Below are 12,170 nucleotides of genomic sequence, written 5' to 3' on the forward strand. Positions count from 1 at the left end.
CCTTGGCGACTGCCGCGATAACTTGAGAAACTCGCGAAGCGTGTTTCTCATAGTTATTTTCGTGTACGCATATCTCCGATTGCCGTAAAGAGGACATCGGTAGATGAGTTCAGTGCGGTTTCGCAGGAATCCTGGATAACTCCAACGATGAATCCGACACCAACGACTTGCATAGCAACATCGTTCGGAATACCGAAGAGACTGCAGGCAAGTGGAATCAGAAGGAGTGATCCACCGGCTACACCGGAAGCTCCGGCAGCGCTGGCTGCAGAGAGGACGCACAGAATCAGTGCAGTCGGGAAGTCTACGTGGATATCCAGTGTATGTGCTGCGGCAAGTGCCATAGTGGAGATTGTAATAGCAGCTCCTGCCATATTGATAGTTGCGCCAAGTGGAATGGAGATGGAGTAAGTATCCTCGTCCAAACCAAGATCCTGGCAGAGTTTCATGTTGACCGGAATGTTGGCAGCAGAGCTTCGGGTGAAGAATGCTGTCAGTCCGCTGTCTTTCAGGCAGCGAAGCACAAGTGGGTATGGGTTCTTACGAAGGCAGATAAATGTAATCAGTGGATTCATAATAAGTGCCACGAAGAGCATGGTTCCGACCAGTACGCAGATCAGACGTCCGTATCCGAGAAGAACGTCGAGTCCCTGTTCGGAGATTGTAGTGAAGATCAGTCCCATGATACCAAATGGTGCACAGTTAATGATCCATTTTACTGCAGTTGCGATAGCATCTGAAATATTCTCCAAAGCATTCTTTGTGCCATCACTTGCACTCTTAAGAGCAATGCCAAGTATGATGGCCCATGCAAGGATTCCGATATAATTGGCGTTTACCAGTGAGTCGACTGGATTCGCAACGACATTCATCAGCAGATTTTTCAGCACTTCTGTGACACCGGTCGGTGGTGTGATATCCTGAGTATTCGTGCTCTGTGAAAATGTCAGAGTTACCGGGAACAAGTAGCTGGCAATAACTGCAGATAATGCAGAGAACAGATTGCCGAGCAGGTACAGTATCACGATAAAAGACATGTTCGTTTTCTGGCCTTTTGCCATGCGGCAAAGGGAACTCATAATCAGGAAGAATACAAGAAGCGGTGCGATTCCACGAAGTGCTCCGACGAACAGATCTCCGAGAATGGAGATTGCGGTCGCCTGTGGGAAAATAAGTCCCAAAGCAATTCCGATGATCAGACCGCAGATAATGCGTTTGATCAGACTGATGTTGTTCCATTTTTGAATCAAATTTTTCATGTTCATTTCCCCTTTTGATAGTATAACAATTAAAATGCAATTAAAATTATAATGAACTTTAGGAAAAATGTAAATAATGTATTTATAATATGATATACTTATTATCAAATTGTGGCAGAAATTTAGCTGCGAAATATAAGAACAAAGGAGTCTTGAGCATGGAACGTAGAAATGCATGGAAAGTATATGACCAGACAGAACTGGAAAAATTAGACAAGATCAATGAGACATATAAGAATTGTCTGGACGATGGAAAGACAGAACGTGAATGTATTACACTTGCGGTGAAAAAGGCAGAAGCTGCCGGATATAAGAATTTAAAAGAGCTTCAGAAGGAACATGTAAAATTAAAAGCCGGGGATAAAGTGTATGCAGTGTGCATGGATAAGAGTATTGTCCTGTTCATCATCGGTCAGGAGCCGTTGGAAAATGGAATGAATATCTTAGGTGCACACATTGACTCTCCGCGTATTGATGTGAAGCAGAACCCTTTATATGAAAATGAAGAGCTGGCTTATCTGGATACTCATTATTATGGAGGGATCAAGAAATATCAATGGGTAACACTTCCGCTTGCTCTTCACGGTGTGATCGCAAAAAAAGACGGAACAATTGTTCCGGTCAGCATTGGAGATGAGGAGGAAGATCCGGTATTTGTGATTACAGATCTTCTTGTACATCTTGCATCAAAGCAGCTTGAGAAAAAGGGAAGTGTAGTCGTAGAAGGCGAGAAGTTGGATCTTTTAATTGGAAGCCGGCCGCTTGAGCAGGATCCTTCTCTTGATCAGGAAGAAAAAGAAGCAGTTAAGGCAAATGTGATGGAACTTCTGAAGAAATATTATGATATGGAGGAAGAAGATTTCCTCTCTGCAGAACTTGAGATTGTTCCGGCAGGAAAAGCAAGAGACTGTGGTCTTGACAGAAGCATGGTACTGGCATACGGTCAGGATGACCGTGTTTGTGCATTTACATCTTTATTTGCAATTCTGGATACGCCTCAGGTTACACGTACCGGATGCTGCATCCTTGTAGATAAGGAAGAGATCGGAAGCGTAGGAGCAACCGGTATGCATTCCAGATTCTTTGAAAATGTAGTGGCTGAACTGGTTGCTATGACTGACGGGGAGTCCGAGCTGCAAGTCAGAAGAGCTTTACAGAATTCCAGAATGTTATCTTCCGATGTAAGTGCAGCATATGATCCGATGTACGCAGATGTGTTCGAAAAGAGAAGTTCTGCATTTTTCGGAAAAGGACTTGTATTTAATAAATTCACCGGAAGCCGTGGTAAGAGTGGTTCTAATGATGCCAATGCAGAGTACCTTGCAAAGATTCGTGGTGTCATGGATGATGCAGACGTATCTTATCAGTTCGCCGAACTTGGAAAAGTTGACGCAGGCGGCGGTGGAACAATTGCTTACATCATGGCAAATTACGGCATGGAAGTCATAGACAGCGGCGTGGCAGTGTTATCCATGCATGCACCTTGGGAAGTGACAAGTAAAGCCGATGTATACGAGGCATATAAAGGCTATGTTGCATTTTTGAAAAATATGTAGAAAAGCATGCAAATTATTGTAGAGCAGAGGGAGAACAATCCCTCTGCTGTATTGACAAAAATATAACAAAGTGCTACAATATAGTTGCGGCTTACAAAAAATATAATGTTGGGGTTTTTGCCTCATGACCATTTTGCTACAAAAACAATGGTGTTTTTGGCTTTGACCCTTAACAGGAAATGTATTAGGAGGTCATAGCTATGGCAAAATGGGTTTATATGTTTACAGAAGGTAACGCTACCATGAGAAATCTCCTTGGTGGCAAAGGCGCAAATCTTGCGGAGATGACGAATTTGGGACTGCCGGTACCACAAGGCTTTACCGTGACAACGGAAGCCTGCACACAGTACTATGAAGATGGCAGACAGATCAATGACGAGATTATGAAGCAGATTCTTGAAGCCATTGATCAGATGGAAGTTATCACAGGCAAGAAATTTGGTGATAAGACAAATCCGCTGCTCGTTTCTGTTCGTTCTGGAGCACGAGCATCGATGCCAGGTATGATGGACACAATCCTAAATCTCGGACTTAATGAAGAAGTCGTCGAGACTTTGGCTTGTGCGTCCGGTAATCCACGCTGGGCATGGGACTGCTATCGCAGATTCATTCAGATGTTTTCCGATGTAGTTATGGAAGTAGGTAAGAAATATTTTGAAGAGCTGATCGATCAGATGAAGGCAAAACGCGGAGTGAAGCTTGATGTAGAGCTTACCGCAGATGATCTGAAAGAACTGGCAGGGCAGTTTAAGGCAGAATATAAAGAAAAGATTGGCACCGATTTCCCGACAGATCCAAAAGAACAGTTGACAGAAGCTATAAAGGCCGTATTCCGTTCCTGGGATAATCCTCGTGCAAATGTGTATCGTCGCGACAATGATATTCCGTATTCCTGGGGAACTGCAGTCAATGTTCAGATGATGGCATTTGGAAATATGGGAGATGACTGTGGAACCGGTGTTGCATTTACACGTGACCCGGCTACAGGAGAGAACGGTCTGTTCGGAGAATTCCTCACTAATGCACAGGGAGAAGATGTTGTTGCCGGTGTTCGTACACCAATGCACATTTCAGAGATGGAAGAAAAATTCCCAGAAGCATTCGTACAGTTCAAACAGGTTTGTGAAACTCTTGAAAAACACTATAGAGATATGCAGGACATGGAGTTTACTGTAGAGCATGGTAAACTGTACATGTTACAGACACGTAATGGTAAGAGAACAGCAAAAGCTGCTCTGAAGATTGCTTGTGATCTTGTAGACGAAGGAATGAGAACAGAGGAAGAGGCTGTTACAATGATCGACCCTCGTAACCTTGACTCTCTGCTTCACCCACAGTTTGACGCAAAAGCCCTGAAAGAGGCTGCACCACTTGCAAAAGCACTTGGAGCATCTCCTGGAGCTGCTTGCGGTAAGATTGTATTTACGGCAGACGATGCTGTTGAATGGGCAGAAAGAGGAGAAAAAGTTGTTCTTGTACGTCTTGAGACATCACCGGAAGATATCACAGGTATGAAGTCTGCACAGGGTATCCTGACAGTTCGTGGTGGTATGACATCTCACGCAGCCGTAGTTGCCCGTGGTATGGGTACATGCTGTGTATCTGGTTGCGGTGACATCGCAATGGACGAAGCTAATAAGAAATTTACACTTGCCGGAAAAGAATATCATGAAGGAGACTGCATCTCACTTGATGGTTCTACTGGTAACATTTATGACGGTATTATCCCAACTGTAGATGCAACAATCGCAGGTGAATTCGGAAGAATCATGGGATGGGCTGACAAATACAGAACTATGAAAGTTCGTACAAACGCTGATACACCACACGATGCTGTTAAAGCCCGTGAACTCGGTGCAGAAGGTATCGGACTTTGCCGTACAGAGCATATGTTCTTCGAAGGCAACAGAATTGATGCATTCCGTGAAATGATCTGCTCTGAGACGGAAGAAGAAAGAGAAGCAGCACTTGCTAAGATCCTTCCGGAGCAGCAGGGAGACTTCGAAAAACTGTACGAAGCACTGGAAGGTAACCCGGTTACAATCCGTTTCCTTGATCCGCCGCTTCATGAGTTCGTTCCTACAGAAGAGGAAGACATTAAGAAACTTGCTGACGCTCAGGGTAAAACGGTTGAGCAGATCAAGACAATCATCGACAGCCTTCATGAGTTCAACCCAATGATGGGACATCGTGGATGCCGTCTTGCAGTAACATATCCAGAGATTGCTAAGATGCAGACAAGAGCTGTTATCCGTGCTGCAATCAATGTAAAGAAAGCTCACCCAGACTGGAACGTAAAACCAGAGATCATGATCCCACTCGTTGGAGACATCAAAGAGCTTAAATATGTTAAGAAATTTGTAGTAGAGACAGCAGACGCTGAGATCGCAGCAGCAGGCAGCGACCTTGAGTACGAAGTTGGAACAATGATCGAGATTCCAAGAGCAGCTCTTACTGCTGATCAGATCGCTTCAGAAGCTGACTTCTTCTGCTTCGGTACAAACGATTTAACACAGATGACATACGGATTCTCTCGTGACGATGCTGGTAAGTTCTTAGATGCTTACTATGATGCTAAGATCTTCGAGAACGATCCATTTGCTAAGCTTGACCAGACAGGTGTTGGTAAATTAATGGAAATGGCTATCGAATTAGGTAAGCCGGTTAATCCAAGCCTTCACGTTGGTATCTGTGGAGAGCACGGTGGAGATCCATCTTCAGTAGAATTCTGCAATAAGATTGGTCTTGACTATGTATCTTGCTCACCATTCCGTGTACCAATCGCTCGTCTTGCAGCAGCACAGGCAGCAATTGCACAAAGATAGGCGAAAACTATTTTTGTCACAGGGCAAACCCGATTATCCACTTTTGGGGCAAATGTTCTATCCAGTTGAACTCAAGAAAAGCACTTTAAAGTAGGATAAAAACAACCGTCCTGTAACATAAACTTGATTCATAATGATTATATTTCATAATCAAAATCAAGTAATTGTCTAAACGTAAGAATTGACCTTGTTGGTCTGATGAAAATATCAGACTTGCAAGGTCTTTTTTGTTGGAGGAAAGGATAAGTGTATAGCCTTGTTTTTAATGAGAATACATTAGTATCTACATGACAACTACATGGAGAGATGCTATAATATGGCTAAATAAGAAATGAGGTGAAGCTATATGATGTATCCATATATGACTCTGGCAGACGAGACAGAAATCGTTCATTCTCAAATTATCGAGAAGGACGGAATGAGAAAGGTTATCGTAAACTTTGAACGTCCTACAGAAGATGGATTTGATTCTGCAAGATGCGAATTACCTGATTACAAATGGACAGAGAGACAGGGATATTCTGACGAAGAAATAGCAATGTTTGAAGAACTCCTACACAACAATGCACATTTGCTGTATAGATATGCGGAGAATGGAGGGATTCAGATTGCCTAAACTATTTACTGTAAGTGGTTATACTGTATATTTCTGGTCAAATGAAAATGGTGAACCAATTCATGTTCATGTATCAAAAGGAAAGCCTGCTCCTAATGCAACTAAAATCTGGCTTACAAAGTCAGGAGGATGTATTTTGGCAAGTAATGGAAGTAAGATTTCAAATAAAGAATTAAATGAATTGATGGAATTTATATCAGCACAGTTCTTCCTTATTTGTGCAAAATGGAAACAGGCATTTGTGACGGATGAGATAAAGTTCTATTGTTAAGAATTACCTTATTTTAAAGGCTTTTAGAGGTGTTGATTTACACATAAAATGTCAATTTTATGAGGCACAAACGTTAATTAGCTTATATAGAAAACCCCTTACATCAATTATGGCGTGAGGGGTTTTTGTGTTGCCATACGTTCGGAAGAAGCTGCCGGTGGCAGATTCTGCAGATGAAAAATGTACAAAAGATCTTTCAGTAGAGGATTCTGTTCATGTTTGGAAGAGCATTCTTGCACATACTATAAATGTGCATTATAATGATTAAGACAGTAAGTGGAAATGCTTCTAAAAACAGTTTTTAAATGATAGATTTTGTGATTGATGATGAAGGAGATTACGAAAGCAGTATGACAGGTTCTGATAGAAGACAGGAGATATTGAAGAATATAAAAGAAAGTGACAGACCGGTTTCGGGTTCGAAACTCGCGAAGGATTATGATGTGAGCCGTCAGGTTATTGTTCAGGATATTGCCCTGTTACGGGCTTCGGGGTATGATATCATATCAACAAACCGGGGATATGTGCTGGAAGGGCAGACTTGCGCCGAGAGAGTTTTTAAAGTACGTCATACAGACGAGCAGCTTGAGACGGAACTTTGTACTATTGTCGATCTTGGCGGTCAAGTGAAAAATGTTATGGTAAACCATAAAGTTTATGGGCATATTGAGGCGGAACTTGGAATTACTTCCAGAAGAAAAGTAAAAGAATTTCTGGCAGATATCGAAAGTGGCAAGTCAACACCGCTTAAGAATATTACCTCCGATTATCACTATCATACTGTGACAGCGGACAGAGAAGAAACGCTGGGGATGATAGAAGAGGAACTGAGAAAATTAGGATTTTTGGTTGAAAATTAGTTATTAAAACATTCGGAATGTCATGCTGGCTCTGAAAAAGTAAGGTTTATAATCCGACTTTTCAGAGCCGGGTGTACATGGAAAGAATGTTTTTTTTATTATGAACAAATTTTTTTTTATAGGTTACATTTCTGAAAAAGAAATAATTCCAGTGCGTATAGAATTCCGCACAAAGTATCTGTCCCGGAAGAATGCCCGATTGCCAGAAAATTTTCAGTAATTGCCGGGACATTTGCAATTCCAGGAGTAATTTGAGGGTTGCATTTAACATAAGAAGTATCTTGTGGAGATTCACAACCTGTATTTACGAGTAAATGATTCACAGCCAGGCTAAATTGTCCTTTTAATGCACAGTGGAGAAATGCAGCACTTACATCGACGGTATCATTCAGATGTTCTGCAATTGTTTTGCGAAGGCTCTTGGCAAATGTGGATTCTGTTTGCCCTGTAAGAATTAATCCGGCAAGCACACCGCACAGGAAATCATCACCGCTTGGAGTCAGCCCGATGCCAAGCCCGATCAGTCGGGCAAGTTCGATTCCGGTCTCTGTATATTCTTTATTTCTATATAGTCTGGTGCATTGTTCGATTTTTTTCTTTGCAGCAACAAGCATCATAGAAGTATCATCATTTACACGTTGGTTGAAGATCACTTCAAAGCCTCCGGTGGATATATTAGAAAGACATGTTCTGATATTGTTATGAAGCTGGTGAAGCATGGTATCTGACAGAGAGTTTGCACATTTTAATGAATGTAACAAATGTAAGTTGTGAATTGTTGCTTCTTCAAAAGAAAATCCAATTTTCCTTTTATTATCAAGAGTGTTCATATCTGTGGAAGCCTGAAGAGTGCGGTTACTTCTATAAATAGTAATGATATTCTCTTTTAAAGTAACAAAATCTCCGGCAGATATTTCAAGGCTCTCCATTTTTTCGGAAGTCAATGTTGTAATCAGACTGATTGGCGAGATGGGTGAGCCCTTTGCCTGTAAGGCTGCCAGTGTTCCACCAATAGATAAGTTGATAGTTTTTCTATATACAGAGTGGACTGTCCCGCTTGTTTCTCCCGAAAGCAGTTCATTTAAATAGTCAGATGTATCTGTAATGGAAAATAATGTCATAATTATGCACTCCTGTGTATGTTCCTTTTGCCTGTCTGGCAGATACTATCATAACAGATTTGCCGAAAAATCACAATGTACACAATATAATACACAATATAAAATGTGGTTTTTGAAATTTTAAATAAAATTGCACAAATTTTAAATGAGAAAAAAGTGGCAAAAACCGAAGAAAATGTTAATAATATAACGAAAATTATGAAAAATTTTAAAATTAACCAATAAAACTGTATTGTTTATATAAAAATACAATACATGACTGTGCATATTATACAAAAAAATGTGTCATATTTTGGAGGATAGGTCATTGTGAAAATTATCAAATTAGGATAAAATATATGTAAAAGAAACTGAAAAACGGTTGACCAATCATTTTTGATATAAATCAATAAAAATTAAAAAGTGGTTGAAATTTTCGCAAAGGAGCCTAGCCAAGACGGTGGTGTTACTTTGCGTATTTTTATATATATTGGATAAAAAAATAATACGAAATACGATAAAATTATCTAAAATAGATAAAAAAGATGGAGAAAAATGTAAGAAAATGGTGATTGTATTTTTTGGGGGAATCCAGTAATATATCGATTATAGAAAGAAATTGAGCTGGTTACGGCTGATTTGATTCAATTTTTAAGGAGGAACATGAATATGTATGATGTTTTAGTGAAGAACGGAAAACTTGTAACACCAGATCGTATCTACGAGGCAGACATTGCAATCCAGGACGGAAAGTATGCAGGATTTTTTGCAAAGGGAGCACCAGTAGATGCGAAAGAAGTGATTGATGCAAAAGGAAATTATGTATTTCCAGGTATCATCGACTGTCATGCACATCTGAATGAGCCAGGATTTGAGTATCGTGAGGATTTTGAGACAGGTTCAAGAGCAGCAGTTGTTGCAGGTTGTACAACACTGATTGATATGCCACTTAATAATGACCCATCTCTTATGAATAAAGAAATTTTTGACCTGAAGCTTGGAAAAATTAGCAAACACTCATTAGTTGATTATGCACTTTGGGGAGGAATCGTAGGAGATTATGATGACAAACCGGACTCAGTAAAGAATAACATGAATGATCTTGTAGATCTTCACAATTGTGGAGTTGCAGCATTTAAAGGATTCACATGTCCAAACGGTGATCTGTTCCCGACAGTTAACATGGGAAATGTTCGTAAAGCTCTTGAAATTTTAAAACCGTATGGAGCACTTTGTGGATTCCATTGTGAGGAATATGGACAGGTTCTTGAGAGAGAAAAAGAAGCAAAAGCAAAAGAAGGAAGAACAAATGAAGAGAAGATTCGTGACTTCCTGGATTCTCATGACGTATGGACAGAATATGTTGCTACAAAGAATGTTATTGATATGGCTAGAGCAACTGGCGGACGCGTACACATTTGCCATGTCAGCCACCCGATGGTAGCTCAGGTTGTTAAGGATGCAATCCATGAAGGACTTCCGATTACTGCTGAGACATGTCCACATTACCTTGGATTTACAGAAGATTTTGTATTTGAAAAAGGTGCACCGGCAAAATGTACACCTCCGATGCGTAAGAAAGAAGATATGGAGAAGCTGTGGGATTACGTTTTAGATGGAACACTTTCCTGTGTAGGAAGCGACCATTCTCCAGCAGCAGATGAAGAAAAAGATAATGCAACAAAAGATATCTGGCATGCATGGGGAGGACTTAACTCAATCCAGTTCTTCTTACCAATGATGTTCGATATGGTTGTTCATAAAAAAGGCTTAAGCCCGAGTCTGATTGCAAAGGTTATGGATTATAATCCGGCAAAAGTATTCGGACTCTATGGACGTAAAGGAGCATTTGAATTAGGTTTTGACGGTGATATCGTAATCGTTGATCCGGAAAAGACATGGAAATGTGAGCAGGAGAAACTGCTTACAAAAGGACATGTTTCCTGCTTCAATGGACTGGAAGGAAAAGGAACTCCAGTATGTACAATGATCAGAGGTAAAGTAGTTGCTCAGGATGGCATGTACAAAGATGAAGCAATCGGATACGGCGAATATGTAACACCGGTAAAATAAACGAATACATATAGGAACACGAATAGGAGAGAGAACATGAGTGATGTAAACAAAGAAGTGAAACAAGAAGAAACAAACTCCCTTGCGCCAATTCCTGAGAAAGATCGAATCATGGGCTGGGGATCCAACACAATGCTCTGGCTCGGTGGATGTATTTCTATCGGAACATTGGCAATGGGATCTGCACAGATGGAAGCAGGACTGAACCTGTTGCAGTTATTCCTCGCAGTAGCAATTGGATCTATGATCCTCGTTGTAGGTATCGCAATGAATGACCAGTTTAGTTACAAGACTGGTGCACCGTATGCAGTTCAGCTTAGAAGTGCATTTGGAACAAAAGGTAACAAAATTCCAAGTTTGATTCGAGGACTTCCGGCTATCGTATGGTACGGTTATCAGACATGGCTTGGAGGAGCAGCAATCAACAATATTTCAAAAGCATTATTTGGATATGATAATATCTGGTTATTCTTCATTTTATTCCAGATTATCCAGATCCTGTTATCAATCAAAGGATTCCAGGGTGCAAAATGGGTTGGAAATATCGGAGGAGTTGTTATTTCTCTGGCTATGATTTACCTCTTATTCCTTTGCATTACACAGTATGGCGATGTCGTAAGTGAGAAACTGATCAATAAGTCTGGAACATGGGGAATGCCATTTATCGCAGCAATCATTGCATTCTTTGGTAACAGTACTACAGTTATGCTGAATGCTGGTGACTATTCCCGTGAGATGAAAGGTGGATATTCTACACTGAAACGTGGAAGTTCTTACTTCTTATCTATGGTACCGGCTACAGTACTTCTTGGAGTAATCGGTGCTATGGCATCTACAGCAACTGGAAAAGCAAACCCGATCAATGCTTTTGCTGATATGGTAGACAACAAAGTCGTAATGATCGTAACGCTTGGATTTATCATCTTTGCACAGCTTACAACAAACCTTGCAAGTAACGTAATTCCACCGGCATATGCATTTATGGATGCGTTTAAGATGAAACATAAGACAGCCGTAATCTTGATTGGTATCTTGGCAGTATGTACTTGCCCATGGATACTGACAAGTGACAGCTCAGCAGCAGGACTTGCATTATTCAGTAAGATTTACACTGCATTCTTCGGACCGATCTTTGCAGTATTGATTACAGATTTCTTCATTCTTCATAAGAGAAAAATCACACCAGAGTATCTGGATGATCTCTATGATGATAATGGAAATCATGCAGGTATCAACTGGGCAGCAATTCTTGCAATTGCAATCGGAGCTGTAATCGGACTTCTGAATGTAAATATTTCATTCTTTACAGCAACAATTCCTACAGGACTTGTTTACTACTTCGGAATGAAACATATGAAGAGTTGTGAGAATTTCAGAAAAGGAACAACATTAGAAAAATAGATCTAAAAAGTCAAAGGAGACTGGACATGAAAATGCCTGGTCTCTTTTTTATTATAAATTGATTTGTGAAAAATTTGTCCTAACATTAAATTATATATATTTTTCAAACATTTCACACAACTATGTCAATAATAGATAAAAAAGAAAAAACAAAAATATAGAATTTTATACATAATGGATAAAAATAAAAATGTTTTTCCGTAAAATGT

The 12,170-nt window shown here is 40.4% G+C and carries 10 protein-coding genes; 8 read left to right on the forward strand and 2 right to left on the reverse strand.

Annotated features, from left to right (window positions below; genetic code table 11):
• Nucleotides 1-53 precede the first annotated feature (53 nt).
• Entirely contained in the window at nucleotides 54-1,259 is a 1,206-nt protein-coding gene (gene sstT / locus LI164_RS13255) for a serine/threonine transporter SstT (RefSeq protein WP_040015576.1), read from the reverse strand.
• A gap of 158 nt (nucleotides 1,260-1,417) precedes the next feature.
• Between sstT and LI164_RS13260 the strand changes: the two genes are divergently transcribed.
• The 6 genes from LI164_RS13260 (at nucleotide 1,418) to LI164_RS13285 (ending at nucleotide 7,387) form a co-directional block, all read left to right on the forward strand.
• The gene (locus LI164_RS13260) at nucleotides 1,418-2,815 is read left to right on the forward strand and encodes an aminopeptidase (protein WP_168932816.1); all 1,398 of its coding nucleotides are present in this window, start codon (nucleotides 1,418-1,420) and stop codon (nucleotides 2,813-2,815) included.
• A gap of 200 nt (nucleotides 2,816-3,015) precedes the next feature.
• The gene (gene ppdK, locus LI164_RS13265; RefSeq protein ID WP_227087262.1) at nucleotides 3,016-5,640 is read left to right on the forward strand and encodes a pyruvate, phosphate dikinase; all 2,625 of its coding nucleotides are present in this window, start codon (nucleotides 3,016-3,018) and stop codon (nucleotides 5,638-5,640) included.
• A gap of 346 nt (nucleotides 5,641-5,986) precedes the next feature.
• Entirely contained in the window at nucleotides 5,987-6,256 is a 270-nt protein-coding gene (locus LI164_RS13270; RefSeq protein ID WP_118000913.1) for a hypothetical protein, read from the forward strand.
• A complete protein-coding gene (locus tag LI164_RS13275) occupies nucleotides 6,249-6,527 on the forward strand; it encodes a DUF4160 domain-containing protein (RefSeq protein WP_173793658.1) in 279 nt (92 codons plus the stop codon). The genes LI164_RS13270 and LI164_RS13275 overlap by 8 nt, the downstream gene beginning before the upstream one ends.
• A 130-nt stretch (nucleotides 6,528-6,657) precedes the next feature.
• Nucleotides 6,658-6,795 (forward strand): hypothetical protein, encoded by a 138-nt coding sequence (locus LI164_RS13280; RefSeq protein ID WP_173793659.1) that lies wholly within the window; start codon nucleotides 6,658-6,660, stop codon nucleotides 6,793-6,795.
• Nucleotides 6,796-6,877: 82 nt separating this feature from the next.
• Nucleotides 6,878-7,387 carry a transcription repressor NadR gene (locus LI164_RS13285; RefSeq protein ID WP_022278354.1) on the forward strand — a complete coding sequence of 170 codons (510 nt, stop codon included), beginning with the start codon at nucleotides 6,878-6,880 and terminating at the stop codon, nucleotides 7,385-7,387.
• Nucleotides 7,388-7,503: 116 nt separating this feature from the next.
• Here the strand turns inward: LI164_RS13285 and LI164_RS13290 are convergent, their stop codons facing one another.
• On the reverse strand, nucleotides 7,504-8,508 hold the full coding sequence (locus tag LI164_RS13290) for a DUF2877 domain-containing protein (RefSeq protein WP_173786428.1): 1,005 nt from the start codon (nucleotides 8,506-8,508) through the stop codon (nucleotides 7,504-7,506).
• Nucleotides 8,509-9,156: 648 nt separating this feature from the next.
• On the opposite strand from LI164_RS13290, the gene allB reads away from it, so the two are divergent.
• Together allB and LI164_RS13300 are read left to right on the forward strand one after the other, a co-directional pair.
• A complete protein-coding gene (allB, locus tag LI164_RS13295; RefSeq protein WP_040015575.1) occupies nucleotides 9,157-10,560 on the forward strand; it encodes an allantoinase AllB in 1,404 nt (467 codons plus the stop codon).
• 36 nt (nucleotides 10,561-10,596) lie between these two features.
• A complete protein-coding gene (locus tag LI164_RS13300; RefSeq protein WP_117980870.1) occupies nucleotides 10,597-11,961 on the forward strand; it encodes an NCS1 family transporter in 1,365 nt (454 codons plus the stop codon).
• The last annotated feature ends 209 nt before the right edge of the window (nucleotides 11,962-12,170 follow it).

This window comes from Dorea sp. 210702-DFI.3.125 (assembly GCF_020560945.1).
Taxonomy (GTDB): domain Bacteria; phylum Bacillota; class Clostridia; order Lachnospirales; family Lachnospiraceae; genus Dorea; species Dorea formicigenerans.